This is a genomic window from Streptococcus sp. E17BB (genome assembly GCF_041807725.1).
GTDB lineage: Bacteria > Bacillota > Bacilli > Lactobacillales > Streptococcaceae > Streptococcus > Streptococcus entericus.
In genome coordinates this window covers 61,186-77,807 of sequence record NZ_JBGTZC010000003.1, presented here as the reverse complement: position 1 = coordinate 77,807, position 16,622 = coordinate 61,186, and the positions used below count along the sequence as shown (strand labels likewise).

Here is a 16,622-nt window from a genome sequence, read left to right as displayed (position 1 = left end):
CGTACAGTTCAAAAAGGAGAACACCATGACAAAAAACAATCGTGTCGTCGTTACAGGATACGGTATTACTTCCCCAATCGGGAACACGCCAGAAGAATTTTGGAACAGCCTATACACAGGCAAGGTCGGTATTGGCAAGATTAGCAAGTTTGATACGAGCGAATACAGTGTCCATAATGCCGCGGAAATCAAGGATTTCCCTTTTGACAAATACTTTACGAAAAAAGACACCAATCGCTACGATGACTACTCGCTCTATGCTCTCTATGCGGCAGAAGAAGCAGTCACCAATGCAGGCTTGACGCCAGACACGTTAGATAGAGACCGCTTTGGGGTGATTTTGTCGACCGGTATCGGTGGGATTTTGGAAATCGAGCAACAAGTGGAGCGAATGAACACCAAGGGTCCCAAGCGGATTCGCCCGATGGCTCTGCCAAAAGCCCTGCCAAACATGGCAGCAGGAAATATCGCCATGCGATTTGGTGCCAATGGGGTCTGCAAGTGTGTGATTACGGCCTGTGCATCGTCCAATGATGCCTTGGGGGATGCTTTTCGTGAAATTAAATTCGGCTTCCAAGATGTCATGCTGGCTGGTGGTTCAGAAGCAGCCATTACGCCATTTGCCATCGGTGGTTTCCAGGCCTTGACCGCTATGTCCACGACCGAAGACCCGCTTCGCGCGTCGATTCCTTTTGACAAGGACCGAAATGGCTTTGTCATGGGTGAAGGTGCAGGTGTTCTGGTCTTGGAAAGTCTGGAACATGCCCAAAAACGTGGGGCTACAATCTTGGCGGAAATCGTGGGTTATGGCAATACCTGCGATGCCCACCACATGACCTCGCCGAATCCAGAAGGTTTGGGGGCTATTAAAGCTATGAAGTTGGCGCTTGCAGAAGCAGGCATCGAGCCAGCAGATGTGGACTACATCAACGCCCACGGGACTTCTACTCCTGCCAATGAGAAGGGCGAGAGCGGCGCGATCGTTTCTGTCTTTGGAACCAATACGCCTGTGTCCTCAACCAAGTCCTTTACAGGTCATTTGTTGGGAGCTGCGGGTGCGGTGGAAGCTATCGCTGTTATCGAAGCGATGAAACATGCCCATGCGCCGAAAACGGCTGGTACGACAGAAGTATCTGACTACATTGAGGCGGATGTCATCTATGGACAAGGTCGAGATATGGCTATTCGCTATGCCATTTCCAATACCTTTGGCTTTGGTGGTCACAATGCAGTCATTGCATTTAAGAAATGGGAGGGCTAATGGAATTAGCAGCAATTAAAGACTTAATGGCACAGTTTGACAGCTCAAGTCTCCGTGAATTTTCTTATAAAAATGGCAGCGATGAGCTTGCCTTTAGTAAAAATGAAGGCAGCGCTTTGGCTGTGGCACCAGCTGCTCAGCCTACGGTGGCGAATGCTGCCCCCCAAGCGCAAACGCCAGTCGTTCCCCTAGATGAGCCTGCGACTGCTAGCTCTGCCATTGTCCCAACAGCACAAGCCGAAGGGGAAGTGGTGGAGAGCCCGCTCGTCGGTGTGGCCTACCTGTCGCCCGCTCCAGACAAGCCAGCCTTTGTGGCCGTCGGGGACAGTGTGAGGAAGGGACAGACCCTGATGATCATCGAGGCCATGAAGGTGATGAATGAAGTGCCAGCTCCACGTGATGGGGTTGTCACAGAGATCTTGGTGGCCAATGAAGCGGTCATCGAATTTGGACAAGGATTGGTGCGCATCAAATGATGGATATAAACCAGATTAAAGAGGCGCTGCCTCACCGCTACCCGATGCTCTTGGTGGATCGGGTGCTGGAGATGACAAACGATACGATTGTCGCATTGAAAAACGTGACCATCAATGAACCCTTTTTCAATGGGCATTTTCCCCAATATCCAGTCATGCCGGGTGTCCTCATCATGGAAGCCTTGGCGCAGACCGCAGGTGTTTTGGAGTTGTCCAAGCCTGAAAACAAGGGCAAGTTGGTCTTTTATGCGGGCATGGACAAGGTCAAATTCAAAAAACAAGTCGTTCCTGGAGATCAGCTCGTCATGACAGCGACCTTTGTCAAACGCCGTGGCACGATTGCAGTCGTTGAAGCCAAAGCCGAAGTCGATGGCAAGCTGGCAGCGAGCGGGACGCTGACCTTTGCGATTGGGGCTTAAACAGTCCAGTGGACTGTTTAAGGTTCGAGCCTGAAAATCAGAAAGCGAGAATACAGAAATCGCTAACGCAGAGCGTTCGATGTTGTTGTCCTATCCCCGCAAGACTTCCAGAGTCAGTTAAGTGACTCTGGAAGGTTCGAGTCTGAAAATCGGAAAAGGAGCAGGTTGGTCACAAGCCTAGCGAAGTGAACGACCCAACAGCTACTGCGATAGAAAAGTTTTCATTGGAATCGTTTAGTTAAGGGAAATCCCTTTGCGAAACTGCCATAAAGAGAGAAAAGTATGTTCAAAAAAATCTTAATCGCCAACCGTGGCGAAATTGCGGTACGGATTATTCGTGCAGCGAGAGAATTGGGAATTGAAACGGTGGCGATTTATTCGCAGGCGGATAAAGACGCCCTTCATGTGCTCTTGGCAGATGAGGCGATTTGTGTCGGACCTGCCAAATCGATCGACTCCTATCTGAATATCAATGCAGTGTTATCTGCTGCAGTTGTGACAGGTGCAGAAGCCATTCACCCCGGGTTTGGATTTTTAAGTGAAAATTCCAAGTTTGCGACCATGTGTGAAGAGGTAGGCATTCAGTTTATTGGTCCATCTGGTGCCGTCATGGATACCATGGGGGATAAGATCAATGCCCGTTCCGAGATGATCAAGGCTGGTGTTCCTGTCATTCCTGGTTCAGATGGAGAGGTCTTCTCTGCTGAGGAGGCGCTAGCCATTGCGGAGAAAATCGGCTATCCAGTCATGCTCAAGGCGTCAGCTGGTGGTGGCGGCAAAGGGATTCGTAAGGTCGAAAAGGCTCAAGATCTTGTTCCTGCCTTTGAGTCAGCCTCGTCAGAAGCCAAGGCAGCGTTTGGCAATGGTGCCATGTATTTGGAGAAAGTGGTCTATCCAGCTCGTCACATTGAGGTTCAAATCCTCGCAGACAAGCAAGGGCAGGTGATTCACTTGGGCGAGCGGGACTGTTCGCTCCAGCGAAACAATCAGAAAGTCCTTGAAGAAGCGCCGTCTATTGCGATTGGACAAACCATGCGCCACAAGATTGGGCAGGCAGCAGTGCGTGCAGCTCAGTCCGTTGGTTATGAAAATGCAGGAACGATCGAGTTTCTCTTAGACGAAGCTAAGGGTGAGTTTTACTTCATGGAGATGAATACCCGTGTCCAAGTCGAGCACCCCGTGACGGAATTTGTGACAGGTGTAGACATCGTCAAGGAGCAAATCCGCATCGCAGCAGGACTGCCGTTATCGGTGACCCAAGAGGAGGTCGCCATCACAGGTCATGCCATTGAATGCCGTATCAATGCTGAAAATCCAGCCTTCAACTTTGCACCGAGCCCTGGTAAGATTCGCAATCTCTACCTGCCCAGTGGTGGTGTGGGCTTGCGGGTTGACTCAGCTGTTTACCCCGGCTATACCATTCCGCCTTACTATGACAGCATGATTGCCAAGGTCATCGTGCATGGGGCCAATCGGTTTGAAGCTCTGATGAAGATGCAGCGGGCCCTCTATGAGCTGGAGATTGAAGGGGTTGTGACCAATACAGACTTTCAGCTGGACTTGATTGCGGACAAGCGAGTAGTGGCAGGGGATTATGACACCGCCTACTTGATGGAAGAATTTTTACCGCATTACCAAGCCACTCATGACTAAAATAGGAAGATACACACGAGAAGAGAGTGGGACAAAAATCGGTAATTTCGAAGAAATTCGATCTTTTCGTCCCACCTCCGCACAGTTGACTAGGACTGTAAAAGCTGATTTATCAGCGAATTAGAGGCCAGTCAACCACTGCGTCTTGTACAATAAACAATATAGTGTTAAGAGGCCAGGACTTTTGTCTCGACTGCCTCTCTGCTAAAAAGGAGGAAGAATGGCTTTATTTTCACGAAAAGAAAAATATATCCGTATCAACCCCAATCGCTTTGCCCGAGAAGTCCGTCCACAGGTCAAGCCTGAGGTGCCAGACGAACTCTTTTCCAAGTGCCCTGCCTGCAAGCAGACCATTTATCAGAAGGATTTAGGGCTAGAAAAGACTTGTCCATCTTGTCAGTATAACTTTCGGATTACAGCGCACGATCGCTTGACCCTGACAGTGGATGAGGGGAGTTTTGAGGAACTGTTTACAGGGATTGAGACCAAGAATCCTTTGGACTTCCCTCACTATATGGAAAAATTACAGGCAACCCGTGAAAAGACTGGTCTGGATGAGGCAGTGATGACAGGGACCGCTATGATTGAGGGACAGAAAGTGGCACTGGGAATCATGGATTCTCACTTTATCATGGCGTCCATGGGGACGGTCGTGGGTGAGAAAATTACCCGTCTGTTTGAGCATGCGACGCAAGAATGCTTACCAGTCGTCCTCTTTACGGCTTCTGGAGGAGCTAGAATGCAAGAGGGGATTATGTCCCTCATGCAGATGGCCAAGATTTCAGCTGCTGTCAAACGCCATTCCAATGCAGGGCTCTTTTACCTGACGATTCTAACAGATCCGACCACAGGTGGGGTCACAGCCAGCTTTGCCATGGAAGGGGACATCATCTTAGCCGAACCGCAGACCTTGATTGGCTTTGCAGGACGGCGTGTCATTGAAAGTACTGTACGGGAAACGCTACCCGATGATTTCCAAAAGGCAGAGTTTCTCTTGGAGCATGGTTTTGTCGATGCGATCGTCAAGCGGCAGCACCTGCGTGAGACCATCGGTCGCTTAATTAGTCTACATGGAGGTGTGCGATGAGTGACATCGGAAACATCATCAAGCAGGCCAGAGACCAAGCTCGCTTGACCGCTCTGGATTACGCTGAGCTCTTGCTGGATGATTTTATGGAGCTGCATGGTGATCGGCATTTCAGAGATGATGGGGCGATTGTTGGAGGTGTCGGTCGATTGGCAGGTCAGCCTGTGACCTTGATTGGTATCCAAAAAGGAAGAAACCTTCAGGACAATCTGGACCGTAATTTTGGCCAACCTAGTCCAGAGGGTTACCGCAAGGCCCTGCGTCTTATGAAGCAGGCGGAGAAATTTGGTCGCCCTGTCATTACCTTTATCAATACTGCGGGAGCTTATCCAGGTGTCGGAGCAGAAGAGCGTGGACAGGGAGAAGCTATTGCCCGCAATCTCATGGAGATGAGTGACCTAAAAGTGCCGATTATCGCCATCATCATCGGTGAGGGTGGATCTGGTGGAGCTTTGGCTCTAGCAGTGGCGGACAAGGTTTGGATGCTGGAGCATTCTATGTATGCGGTGCTTTCGCCAGAAGGCTTTGCTTCTATTCTCTGGAAAGATGGCAGCCGTGCCATGGAGGCGGCTGAGCTTATGAAAATCACCTCTTATGAGCTGCTCAAGCTGGATGTCGTGGATAAGGTTATCCCCGAATATGGGCAATTTACAAATGAAGTTGTCGCTACACTGAAAAGTGAATTGATTAAGGAACTTGACCACTTACGCCAACTGCCGTTAGAAGAGTTATTAGAAGCCCGTTACCAACGGTTTAGAAAATATTGATTTTTTGGGCAATAGGTGTTGCTATTCTGTTAAAAAGATGATAGAATTAACCCATCAGAGGTGTTTTGAGAAAACAACTGTACAGAAAGTGGTGAGGCTGAGAAATCCGCGAGTTGGTCAAAACTGGTTGCTGATGTCTAAAACTGAACAAACAAAGTTGCGGGTACAAGCCCGAATTTGGGTGGTACCGCGGAAATCGTAACAGAACTTCGTCCCTATCTAGCGCAAGCTGGATGGGGATTTTCCATATCTCTTAGTGAGTGCCAGTTGCATAGCAACTGAGCAGAGTTTAGAGATATGGATGCAGTTTGAACGGAGTGAAAACTGTAAACTGATGAATTTGGAACCGATATTAATCTAGAAAAGGAGAATTGTGATGGATTTAAATCAATTAGATATTGTTGTCAGTCATGTTAGTCAATCTAGTGAACAGTTGGAGAGATTGCTTGGTCTTGTAGCAGATTATAAAGATGAGCATTTTGCTAAGTTCACTGTCGGTAGCCATTGTCTGATGCTATCGGATAAAGCGATTATCCCATTGGAGCAGTTCCAATCTGGTATTATTCTGCACATTCAAATAGAAGATGTAGATGTGAAATATCAGGTCCTTCAAGAATCGGGAGAGATGATTCTGAATCCACCAACGAGGACTGACTGGGGGACATATTCCCTAATTGTTCAAGGTCCTGAAGGTATTGTCCTAGATTTCTATCAACTCCAGGAGAACTAACATGAGCAACAATCACAATACTGAAGAAAAAATCAGTCTGCCGAATCTTGAGACTGACCGACTTTACCTGCGAGAACGCACCGTTGCAGATGCAGAAGCGGTGTTCGAATATGCTAGCTTACCAGAGGTCTCCTGGCCAGCAGGTTTTCCACCTGTCAAAACAGTTGAAGATGAAGTGTATTACTTAGAGCATGTTCTGACGAAACGTAATGCAGACCATCATTTGCCATCGGGCTATGGGATTTGCCTCAAAGGGACAGATAAGGTTATCGGCTCTGTTGATTTTAACCTGCGCCATGCGGATGATGTCCTAGAAATGGGCTATACTCTACATCCGGATTTTTGGCAAAAAGGCCTTATGACCGAAGCTTGTCACGCTTTTTTGGAAGCCGGATTTACACTTCTCAAGCTTCATAAGATTGAAATTGCGTGTTATGATCACAACCAAGCTAGTCGAAAATTGGCTGAAAAGCTTGGTTTTACCTTAGAAGCAACCATCCGTGACCGTAAGGATGCCCAAGGGAATCGCTGTGCTAGCCTCCGCTATGGCTTGCTGAAGAGTGAGTGGGAGAAAAATGTGCCATTGAACTAAACTTAGAGTATCAAACTTAGTTTGGGAAGGAGGAAGTCCTGATGAATGAATTGCAGTTCCTGATTTATACTGCTGAACAGTTGCAGGAGACCGTCCAGGTCATTATTCGTGGAGAGACGATTTGGGTCAGTCCAAAAGAGATGAGTCGGCTGTTTGGTATGGGAGTGCCTGCTATTAACAAGCATCTCAAGCATATTTTTGAAGAAGGTGAGCTGGATGAGCAGGCAACTATTTCCAAAATGGAAATAGTTCAAACTGAAGGCAATCGAGAGGTTCTGCGTCAGCTGATTTTCTAGATGCAGGCTATCACCGCTGCCGAACAGGGCTGAATCACCTAGCCTTCTACGGTGGCAGTCGTGAGCAGATTGACCAACTCAGGCAGGATTTGATGACCAGAGGAGTCAAACTCCTCTACGATGACCGCTACCCCTACGCAGGAGGAGACAGTCACTACGCCCTCTACTGTGAAGACCCTGATGGAGTCAAAGTGGAGGTGGTGGGGGAAGGAGGAAAAGAAGAAAAATGAGAAGAACAAAACTAGCAATTATTTCAATTCTCGCTTTTATAATCTTTCTTATTTTACTACCATTGCTAGCAGAAATGAATATCATGGGGGTGTTGTTTAAATATTTAAAGCTATATTTTTCATCAGATAGCAACAAAGATTATTTTGAAGTTGTCTTATCAGCAATTGCAATTTTTACAACCTTTATTCTATTTGATTGGCAAAATACAATAGAATCACATAATAAACAGCTCGAACGAAAAGAAGAGAAAGAGAAACAAGAGAAACTATACTTAGAACAGCGAGAACGAGAACGTGCATTTTTACGACCGTTATTTTTGGCGGAGTTACAAAGAAAAAATTCAGCAATTAGATTATTCATTAGGGAAAGTGCCCCCCTTACTAACATTACAATTTACTATCAAAACATAGCAAACGAAAATTTTCAAGAGAAATTTGTTGGGAATGCTGTTTCTGGAGATTGTATTTTTAGATTCGATTCGGATAAACTTGAGTCAGCAATCATTGAGTGTAGAACTTACCTAGATGAAAATATTTATTTTCAATATCACGTTGGAAACAATTTGCTTCACTACAGAATAGTTGATGGAGAAGATTTAAATTATATCAGGGAGATACTAAAAAGACGTATTTTAAATGATAGTATTGAAAATAACTTGAGTCATATGATAGAAATATATAATATTCAATTGCAACATTCAGTCTATGAATCACTTTTTTTCAATAAATTTATAGATTTTTTCTCAAGTCACACGCAATATTGGATAACGTCAAAAGAAGATAAACTGTTTAAATTATCTGTGATACTTGGAGAAAATAATATTGAAACCTCCTTGAGTCGTTCCATTGGTTTAGATAGTAAAGAAGACTATGCCCAAACTCCAGAGATATTTTTTGAATTATTGGAGGTAATAAATAAGTATTTAAAAGATTGCTGGTATACGAGTTGTGAGGAAGCTGAACAAGAGCGAGACTATTTCATAAGCAATATAAGAAACTACCAGGGAACAGAAATAGGAAGCTATATTGAGCGATTTGAAAATGAAATGATTAATCGCGAACTGATGACTCAATACATAGATGATTTAATAATGTATTTGCAAAACAGTAAAAAATGGTTGATTTTCCTCTTAGGTGTGTTGAAGTCTATTTAAAAAGGTATGTGTCTATTTCTAAAGAAAGATTGGGATATCCAAATGAAATTGAACATGTTAAAGAACAAATTAGGAATGACTTGAGAAAAGTGTTTAGTAAATATATTTAAAAAAAGGCAATGAATAAAAGAAAGGATCACCCCATGTCAAAAGAATTATCACCAAAATACAATCCAGCTGAGGTAGAGGCTGGTCGCTACGCTAAATGGCTTGAGGCCGATGTCTTCGCACCGTCTGGTGACGAGACAGCCAAGCCCTATTCTATCGTGATTCCACCGCCAAACGTGACGGGTAAATTGCACCTTGGGCACGCTTGGGACACGACCTTGCAGGACATCATTATCCGCCAGAAGCGCATGCAGGGCTATGATGCCCTCTGGCTACCTGGCATGGACCACGCAGGGATTGCCACCCAAGCCAAGGTGGAGGAGCGCCTGCGGGAGCAGGGCATTTCGCGCTATGCCCTCGGTCGTGAGAAGTTTTTAGAAAAGGTCTGGGAGTGGAAGGAAGAGTACGCCACCACTATCCGCGAGCAGTGGGGCAAGCTGGGCTTGTCCTTGGACTACCAGCGTGACCGCTTTACGCTGGACGAGGGCTTGTCAAAAGCCGTGCGCAAGGTCTTTGTCGACCTCTACAAGAAAGGCCTCATCTACCGCGGTGAGTTCATCATCAACTGGGACCCAGCCGCTCGTACCGCCCTATCCGATATCGAGGTGATTCACAAGGACGTGGAGGGAGCCTTCTACCACATGACCTATATGCTGGAAGATGGCTCGCGCGGTCTAGAAGTAGCGACCACACGACCAGAAACCATGTTTGGTGATGTGGCAGTTGCTGTCAACCCAGAAGACCCACGCTACAGGGACTTGATTGGCAAAAACGTTATCTTACCAATCATCAACAAAGCAATCCCAATCGTGGCTGACGAACATGCCGATCCAGAATTCGGAACAGGGGTGGTCAAAATCACGCCAGCCCATGACCCGAATGACTTCCTCGTTGGGCAACGCCATGATTTGCCACAAGTCAATGTCATGAACGATGATGGCACCATGAACGAATTGGCGGCTGAATTTGCTGGCATGGATCGCTTTGAAGCCCGCCAGGCAGTCGTTGCCAAACTAGAAGAGCTTGGTAGCTTGGTCAAAATCGAAAAACGGGTGCACTCCGTAGGACACTCTGAGCGTTCAGGTGCCGTCGTTGAACCCCGCTTGTCCACCCAATGGTTTGTCAAGATGGACGAGCTGGCCAAACGGGCGATTAGCAACCAAGAGACTGATGATAAGGTTGATTTCTACCCACCACGCTTTAATGATACCTTCCTCCAATGGATGGAAAATGTCCATGACTGGGTGATTTCACGCCAGCTTTGGTGGGGACACCAGATTCCTGCTTGGTACAATGAAGCTGGTGAGATGTATGTTGGCGAAGAAGCCCCAGCAGGTGAGGGCTGGGTGCAGGACGAGGACGTGCTGGACACTTGGTTTAGCTCTGCCCTTTGGCCATTCTCCACGATGGGCTGGCCAGATACGGACAGTCATGACTTTAACCGATACTTCCCAACCTCAACCCTTGTTACAGGCTACGACATCATCTTCTTCTGGGTGTCTCGCATGATTTTCCAATCGCTGGAATTTACTGACCGCCGCCCATTCAAGAATGTCCTCATCCACGGTCTCATCCGTGACGAGCAGGGGCGTAAGATGTCCAAGTCTTTGGGCAACGGGATTGATCCAATGGATGTTATCGACCAGTACGGTGCAGACGCCCTGCGTTGGTTCCTTTCAAACGGCTCTGCCCCAGGTCAAGATGTTCGCTTCAGCTACGAGAAGATGGATGCTTCTTGGAACTTCATCAACAAAATCTGGAACATTTCCCGCTATATCCTCATGAATCGTGAGGGGTTGACCCTTGAGGAGGCACGTGCCAATGTGCAGAAGGTCGCTAAGAGCCAAGCTGGCAACGTGACCGACCGCTGGATTCTCCACAACCTCAATGAGACCATTGCCAAAGTCACAGACACCTTTGAGAAGTTTGAGTTCGGTATCGCTGGACACCATCTCTACAACTTCATCTGGGAAGACTTTGCCAACTGGTATGTCGAGCTGACTAAGGAGGTCCTCTACAGCGACGATGAGGCAGAAAAAGCCATCACCCGCTCCGTCCTCCTCTACACCCTTGACGCCATTTTACGCCTGCTCCATCCGATTATGCCGTTTGTGACCGAGGAGATTTTTGGGCAGCTTTCTGATAGCAGTATCGTGGTAGCCGCTTATCCAGTGGTGGATGCTTCTTTTGCCAATAGCAGAGCTGCGACAGAGGTCGAGAGCCTGAAAGATCTGATTCGTGCGGTTCGTAACGCCCGTGCTGAGGTCAATGTCGCCCCAAGCAAGCCGATTACCCTCCTGATTAAGACCGCAGACAGCGAGCTAGAAGCCTTCTTTAAAGCCAATATCAACTACATCACCCGCTTCACCAACCCAGAGAAGCTGGAGATTGGCGCAGCTATTGCTGCTCCAGAACTGGCTATGTCAGCTGTCATCACAGGCGCTGAAATCTTCCTGCCGCTAGCAGACCTTCTCAATGTCGAAGAAGAGCTAGACCGCCTCCACAAAGAGCTGACCAAATGGCAGAAAGAACTGGACATGGTGACCAAGAAACTCGCTAACGAGAAATTCATCGCCAACGCCAAACCAGACATCGTCCAAAAAGAACAAGACAAACAAACCGACTACCAAACCAAATACGATGCGACTAAGCAGAGGATTGTGGAGATGGAGAAGTTGGGGAGATAAGTCAATATAAATCAAATACCCAGCCTGAAAAGGTTGGGTTTTGTGGTATAATAGAAAATAATAAAACATTAGAGAAATAGTGCGAATTAATGAAAAAATTTCAAGTTTTTACTCCTGTACAGTATGTTAATATTATGTTGGATGAAGCAGGATATTTTGGGAAAAATATTCTTAAAAAAAATTTTTTAGAAAATTCTGTAGGTGACGGTAATATTTTATTACAAGCTGTTAAACGTTATATTAGTGAAGGAATCAATAGTGGATATGATTTAAGTTTGATAAAAACTGATTTAGAAACACTTTTTGTCGCCTTTGAGATAGATAAAGATGTAATAAAAAAATGTGTAAACCGACTTAATGAAGTGACAGAAGAACTTGGTATATTTAATGTTAAGTGGGATATACGTAATGAAGATTATCTGAAATCAGATATATACCAAAAGTTTGATTTTATTATTGGTAATCCACCATATATAACTTACCAAGAATTAGAAATAGATAATCGCAATTATTTAAGACAGAATTTTATCTCCTGCGGTAGAGGAAAATTCGATTATTGTTATGCTTTTATAGAAAAAAGTTTAAATAATTTATCAACTAAAAATGGAAAGATGGCTTATTTAATTCCTAATAGTATATTTAAAAATGTTTTTGCGGCGAATCTCAGAAAAATAATGATAGATAATATTGTTAAAATCATGGATTACAAACATACCCATATATTTGGAAAAGTACTAACATCATCATCGATTATTATATTTGATAACACTGAATATAGAACAATTATAGATTATGTAGATATTGATAATAAGAGGAATTTAGAAATTGATAAAGGGAGGTTGCAAGATAAGTGGTACTTTACAAAATATAATGCCCAATTGAATGAGAATAATATAATTTTTGGAGATTTATTTAAAATTGCAAATAGTGTGGCAACACTAGCAAATAAAGTTTTCATTGTACCAGAAGAAATCAATTTAGAAAAAGAAGTTATTAGGCCTGCTGTTAGTCCTAGAAAACTTGCAAATCAAATAACTGAAAGAATAATTTTTCCTTATAAATATGAAGATGGGGAACTAAAAAAATACATACCAAAAGAATTTACAGAGAGCTTTCCACTAGTGACTAAATATCTAAAAAAGCATAGAGATATCTTAAAAAATAGAAAAGCTGATGGCGAGTGGTTTGAATATGGAAGGTCTCAGGGGTTGAGATTTTTTAATCAACCAAAATTAATGATTTCTTCAGTGATAACAACATCAGTCAAAGTATATGAATTAGATTCAAATACCATACCGTATTCAGGATTTTATATTATTCCTAAAGGAAATGTTGGGTTAGAAATTGCAAAGAAAATATTGGAATCTGAAGAGTTTTATAACTATATTGAATCCAGAGCGATTAATGCGAGTGGACGTTCAATTAGAATATCAGTTAACGATGTAAGAAGTTACCCCATAAAATATAAGGAGGGGGATTTATGGTAGAAGTAAGTTTTAAATCGACAACAAGAACTGTTAATCTCTTAGGTAGGGATAATGTACTCGATTATCGCAGTGCAATACTAGAACTTGTAAAGAATAGTTATGATGCTTTTTCTCCTAGGGTAGATATACGTTTTATAGGTGAAAAGAGAATAGTTGATAAAAAAGAAGACACTCTCGCAACATCAATAGAAATCGTTGACTATGGGATAGGAATGGACTTAGAGAAGATTATTGATGTATTTTTTACTCTAGGTACAGATGACAAAACATATACTACACTAGTGAAGTATCAAAATTTAGAGCGTACTATGAATGGTTCAATGGGGATTGGTAGGCTATCTCTTGGACGTTTAGGAAATAGAACAACTGTTATTACATCAAATGGAGAAACTGCCTATAAATTTGCGATAGATTGGAGCTTGTTTTCGACTGGCGAACCTCTAGATACTATTAAAGTTAATATTGAAGAACTGACATTGCAAGAATTTTCATTAGAGTTTTTGAATAGAAATCTTGAAAATGTTGAGTCTAGAGGAACAATTTTGATTTCTGAAGAACTTAATGATGATTGGCTTTTATCTGATAGATTATTAGCTGAAACAAATTACTATTTTTTGAAACAAACGTTAAATAAATTAAAAAATCCTCTAAAACTTGAAAAATCTGGAGAATTCCAGATAAAGTTAAACTATTTAGGTGAAGAAGAAAGTATAGAACCGTCAATAAACGATATATCAACAGATGCTGAAATTATATTTAGTTATTCAGATGATAGTGATATGCTAATTCTTGAAGGTTATTTTGATGAAGTGGATATTAGTCAATTCCCTCCTGATTTTCTTGTAGCTAAATTCAATGAATTAAAGCCCTATATATTGAATGAAGATGGGAGTAAGAGAGATAGATACTATTTTAGTAAGGAATATAAAATCTCAGAGTATATTCCTGACGATATTCCCGATAATGCAATAGGAGATTTTGATGGTGTACTATATTTCACTAAAAAGAAAGGTGCTGGCACAAATTATCCATTTATAAAAGGTAAAATCACAACTAACTCTATCGAAATAGAACCAGGAATCTTATTGTATCGTGACGGATTCAGAATTAGACCCTATGGTGAAATTGATACTATCGGATTCGATTGGTTAGGTATTGAGACTGAAAGGGTAAAAAACCCTGCAGGGGTTGGGCGTAGTAAGTACTTGATGCAGGCAAATCAATTGAGTGGTTATGTGAATATTACTAAAGAAAAAAATGGTGGTTTTGAGGATCAATCTAACCGTGAGGGAATTAAGAAAAGTAAAGAATTTACCTATTTATCAAATGTTCTTCTTAGAATTATACATGATTTTTCTTCCATTCGTTCGGACTTAGTTGCTCTCTATAATGATTTTTTAAAAGAAAAAGCAGATGTAAAGTATTACAGTGAGGCTGGTAAAAAGACAAAAAGAAAACTGGATAAGCTTATAAAAAAGCACGAAGGTAATAGAGAAAAGCTTTTTGAAGATAAAGAGTTTAAAAACTTATACTCTAAACCAGAAACCTTGTTTGAGTTGTACTCATTACAAGATTCTACAGAAGAAGAAAATAGTGTATTGGTAACTGAGAGTGATACGTTAAGAACAATGGCAACTCAAGGGATTGTGATGTCAACCTTTGCTCATCAAATAAAAAATGATAAGAAATTTTTTAAGAATTTGCCGCGTACGTTGGAAGATATAGGAGATTATTACTCTAAGCAATTTTGTTTTGATTTTCAAAAATTTAAAGTACCATATAATCTCTATAAGTTATCAAATGTTATAATAGATAAGACCGCAAATATCCTAGGATTCATAGATAGTAGTGTCAATAACCCTACCAGGGATAAAACAGAGAGAATTAACTTAGCCGATTATATTTTTAAAACTTATATGTGGTGGGATAGTTCTGTTAGAGATAATGTTAATGAATACAAATACCTAATTAATGGTAAAGCAGAATTGGATTTACTATCAGATGATATAAGAAATATTTATGTTCAGGCAAGTAGAACACAGTTGGATAGTATTTTTTTAAATTTAATTACAAATTCCTATAAGAGTTTTAAGGAAGGAAAAATCAAAAACAGAGTAATTAATATTACTATATCAATGATTAATGAAAAAACAGTTGAAATATTATATGAAGATACTGGACAAGGTTTGAGTAGAGAAATTGATAATGTGGATAAGATTTTTGAACCTTATAAAAAATATCCGTATAAATCGAATGGAACCGGTATGGGGATGTGGATACTGTCTTCTGTTGTAAGTAAGTTAAAAGGTAGTAAAGAAATACTATCTAGAATTGGAGAACGAGGTTTTAGAATGAAAATAGTGCTTAGAGGAGGAAATAAATAGTATGTCAGTAGAAAAAACTGTTTATTATATTGACGACGAAGAAGCCTCGGCATATAGTATGCATGAATTATTAGGGGAGTTCAGTAAAAAAGGGTACGATGTGGAGTTTTTACATCTTAAGGGCACAGAAGAAGAATTTTTACGTGAATTAGAAGAAAAAAATGGGGTAGGTATTATTCTGGATTATGAACTATCTGAAAGCGGAATCTATGCAGATGCTACTGAACTTTGGAAAAAAATCAAGCGACAGAACCCGACATATCCATTATGTATATATACTTCTCATATAGATGATGTTAGAATTAGTTCAGATGTGGAAAAATCTTTTCCTAAGGATGATAAGATAGCATTTGAAGTTATTGAAGAGATGTTAGAATATATGGATAATCAAATACAACAAGGATTGCAAAATATAAATACATTGGAGAGAGTAAATAAAGGCTTGAAAACGGATGGTTCTTTCTCTATTGAGGTGATGAATAATGAGATTGACATAGAGAATCAATTTTCTATAAGCCAGAAATCTCGAGTTGAATCAGACAATAATACTAAGTTAAATGAATTAATTGAAAAAGCTTACAATATTATTGATAGTTATACTGATAAAATTTAGGAGCATTTTGTGTCATATATCAGAAATTTGTATAAAACAGATTATAGAGCATTTATTAAACTTCCTGTGAGGAGGAAAAATGTTACAGAAAAATATTCAGATTTTGCTCAACGTGTTACTTTAAAGAATTATTTACAAGAAGATTTTTATCATAAATGCATTTATTGTGGCTGGAGTTCGTCTAAATATGGTGGAGAAGTCTTCCATATTGAGCACATTAAGAGTAAAGATATCTATCCGGAGCTTAAAGATAATTATGATAATTTAGCTTTAAGCTGTTCAATTTGCAATACGAGCAAAGGTAAAAAAGAATTTCCGAATGAATTAGATCCAATAAGTGAAAAATTTCAGAGCCTATTCTATAGAAATAAGATGGGAGCTATTGTTGTTAACAATTTGTTGGAAGAAGTAGATAAAGAATTATCAAGTCAATGTCTAGATATTATCGGATTGTATAAGGAACTGTACAAATTGGACTATATTTATGACTCATTGGAATTGATTAAAGATAATTTGTGTTTGACACGTGAGTGCTCACCGTTAATTTATGATGTTTTAGAAATATTAGAATTTATAGATAAGAATTACATAAGACGAACTAGCACTAAAATATAGTAAAATCAGAGTAGAAAAAAGGTACTTACAGGACAAACTCTGTAAGTTCTTTCCCAGCGAAGA

Annotated in this window: 15 protein-coding genes and 1 pseudogene; all 16 read left to right on the top strand. The window is 41.8% G+C overall.

The genetic code is table 11. The features are described 5' to 3' along the window. Positions 1–25 precede the first annotated feature (25 nt). The 16 genes and pseudogenes from fabF (at position 26) to ACERC7_RS01290 (ending at position 16,559) form a co-directional block, all read left to right on the top strand. A complete protein-coding gene (gene fabF / locus ACERC7_RS01365; protein ID WP_373658272.1) occupies positions 26–1,261 on the top strand; it encodes a beta-ketoacyl-ACP synthase II in 1,236 nt (411 codons plus the stop codon). Continuing rightward, complete coding sequence (accB, locus tag ACERC7_RS01360; RefSeq protein WP_373665922.1) at positions 1,261–1,737, top strand: acetyl-CoA carboxylase biotin carboxyl carrier protein; 477 nt, start codon at positions 1,261–1,263, stop codon at positions 1,735–1,737. The genes fabF and accB overlap by 1 nt, the downstream gene beginning before the upstream one ends. After that, positions 1,734–2,156, top strand: coding sequence for a 3-hydroxyacyl-ACP dehydratase FabZ (fabZ, locus tag ACERC7_RS01355; RefSeq protein ID WP_373658275.1), 423 nt, complete (start codon positions 1,734–1,736; stop codon positions 2,154–2,156). Before accB ends, fabZ begins: the two co-directional genes overlap by 4 nt. Positions 2,157–2,438: 282 nt before the next feature. Then, positions 2,439–3,809, top strand: a complete 1,371-nt coding sequence (gene accC / locus ACERC7_RS01350; protein WP_373658276.1) for an acetyl-CoA carboxylase biotin carboxylase subunit — start codon at positions 2,439–2,441, stop codon at positions 3,807–3,809. 220 nt (positions 3,810–4,029) lie between these two features. Beyond that, positions 4,030–4,896 carry an acetyl-CoA carboxylase, carboxyltransferase subunit beta gene (accD, locus tag ACERC7_RS01345; protein WP_373658277.1) on the top strand — a complete coding sequence of 289 codons (867 nt, stop codon included), beginning with the start codon at positions 4,030–4,032 and terminating at the stop codon, positions 4,894–4,896. Continuing rightward, entirely contained in the window at positions 4,893–5,663 is a 771-nt protein-coding gene (locus ACERC7_RS01340; protein WP_373658278.1) for an acetyl-CoA carboxylase carboxyl transferase subunit alpha, read from the top strand. Before accD ends, ACERC7_RS01340 begins: the two co-directional genes overlap by 4 nt. Positions 5,664–6,039: 376 nt before the next feature. After that, positions 6,040–6,393 (top strand): VOC family protein, encoded by a 354-nt coding sequence (locus ACERC7_RS01335; protein WP_373665921.1) that lies wholly within the window; start codon positions 6,040–6,042, stop codon positions 6,391–6,393. Between the two features lies 1 nt (position 6,394). Further along, positions 6,395–6,985 (top strand): GNAT family N-acetyltransferase, encoded by a 591-nt coding sequence (locus ACERC7_RS01330; protein ID WP_373658280.1) that lies wholly within the window; start codon positions 6,395–6,397, stop codon positions 6,983–6,985. Between the two features lie 41 nt (positions 6,986–7,026). After that, positions 7,027–7,281, top strand: a complete 255-nt coding sequence (locus ACERC7_RS01325; protein WP_373658281.1) for a hypothetical protein — start codon at positions 7,027–7,029, stop codon at positions 7,279–7,281. Then, a pseudogene (locus tag ACERC7_RS01320) lies at positions 7,272–7,511 on the top strand (VOC family protein); the annotation flags it as partial. The gene ACERC7_RS01325 and the pseudogene ACERC7_RS01320, both read left to right, overlap by 10 nt. Continuing rightward, on the top strand, positions 7,508–8,665 hold the full coding sequence (locus ACERC7_RS01315; RefSeq protein ID WP_373665920.1) for a hypothetical protein: 1,158 nt from the start codon (positions 7,508–7,510) through the stop codon (positions 8,663–8,665). The pseudogene ACERC7_RS01320 and the gene ACERC7_RS01315, both read left to right, overlap by 4 nt. Positions 8,666–8,808: 143 nt before the next feature. Next, positions 8,809–11,460, top strand: a complete 2,652-nt coding sequence (locus ACERC7_RS01310) for a valine--tRNA ligase (RefSeq protein ID WP_373665919.1) — start codon at positions 8,809–8,811, stop codon at positions 11,458–11,460. An 89-nt stretch (positions 11,461–11,549) separates the two neighbouring features. Continuing rightward, a complete protein-coding gene (locus ACERC7_RS01305) occupies positions 11,550–12,947 on the top strand; it encodes an Eco57I restriction-modification methylase domain-containing protein (RefSeq protein ID WP_373665918.1) in 1,398 nt (465 codons plus the stop codon). Further along, positions 12,941–15,331, top strand: coding sequence for an ATP-binding protein (locus tag ACERC7_RS01300; protein WP_373665917.1), 2,391 nt, complete (start codon positions 12,941–12,943; stop codon positions 15,329–15,331). The genes ACERC7_RS01305 and ACERC7_RS01300 overlap by 7 nt, the downstream gene beginning before the upstream one ends. A 1-nt stretch (position 15,332) precedes the next feature. Then, positions 15,333–15,944, top strand: coding sequence for a hypothetical protein (locus ACERC7_RS01295; RefSeq protein ID WP_373665916.1), 612 nt, complete (start codon positions 15,333–15,335; stop codon positions 15,942–15,944). A 9-nt stretch (positions 15,945–15,953) separates the two neighbouring features. Then, on the top strand, positions 15,954–16,559 hold the full coding sequence (locus ACERC7_RS01290; RefSeq protein WP_373665915.1) for an HNH endonuclease: 606 nt from the start codon (positions 15,954–15,956) through the stop codon (positions 16,557–16,559). Positions 16,560–16,622: the final 63 nt, after the last annotated feature.

Bases quoted from the DNA above. Each gene is read 5' to 3' on its own strand.
- ACERC7_RS01295 (WP_373665916.1), top strand. From the start codon at position 15,333: ATGTCAGTAGAAAAAACTGTTTATTATATTGACGACGAAGAAGCCTCG.
- ACERC7_RS01325 (WP_373658281.1), top strand. From the start codon at position 7,027: ATGAATGAATTGCAGTTCCTGATTTATACTGCTGAACAGTTGCAGGAG.
- fabF (WP_373658272.1), top strand. From the start codon at position 26: ATGACAAAAAACAATCGTGTCGTCGTTACAGGATACGGTATTACTTCC.
- accB (WP_373665922.1), top strand. From the start codon at position 1,261: ATGGAATTAGCAGCAATTAAAGACTTAATGGCACAGTTTGACAGCTCA.
- ACERC7_RS01335 (WP_373665921.1), top strand. From the start codon at position 6,040: ATGGATTTAAATCAATTAGATATTGTTGTCAGTCATGTTAGTCAATCT.
- ACERC7_RS01315 (WP_373665920.1), top strand. From the start codon at position 7,508: ATGAGAAGAACAAAACTAGCAATTATTTCAATTCTCGCTTTTATAATC.
- ACERC7_RS01310 (WP_373665919.1), top strand. From the start codon at position 8,809: ATGTCAAAAGAATTATCACCAAAATACAATCCAGCTGAGGTAGAGGCT.
- ACERC7_RS01305 (WP_373665918.1), top strand. From the start codon at position 11,550: ATGAAAAAATTTCAAGTTTTTACTCCTGTACAGTATGTTAATATTATG.
- fabZ (WP_373658275.1), top strand. From the start codon at position 1,734: ATGATGGATATAAACCAGATTAAAGAGGCGCTGCCTCACCGCTACCCG.
- accD (WP_373658277.1), top strand. From the start codon at position 4,030: ATGGCTTTATTTTCACGAAAAGAAAAATATATCCGTATCAACCCCAAT.
- ACERC7_RS01300 (WP_373665917.1), top strand. From the start codon at position 12,941: ATGGTAGAAGTAAGTTTTAAATCGACAACAAGAACTGTTAATCTCTTA.
- accC (WP_373658276.1), top strand. From the start codon at position 2,439: ATGTTCAAAAAAATCTTAATCGCCAACCGTGGCGAAATTGCGGTACGG.
- ACERC7_RS01330 (WP_373658280.1), top strand. From the start codon at position 6,395: ATGAGCAACAATCACAATACTGAAGAAAAAATCAGTCTGCCGAATCTT.
- ACERC7_RS01340 (WP_373658278.1), top strand. From the start codon at position 4,893: ATGAGTGACATCGGAAACATCATCAAGCAGGCCAGAGACCAAGCTCGC.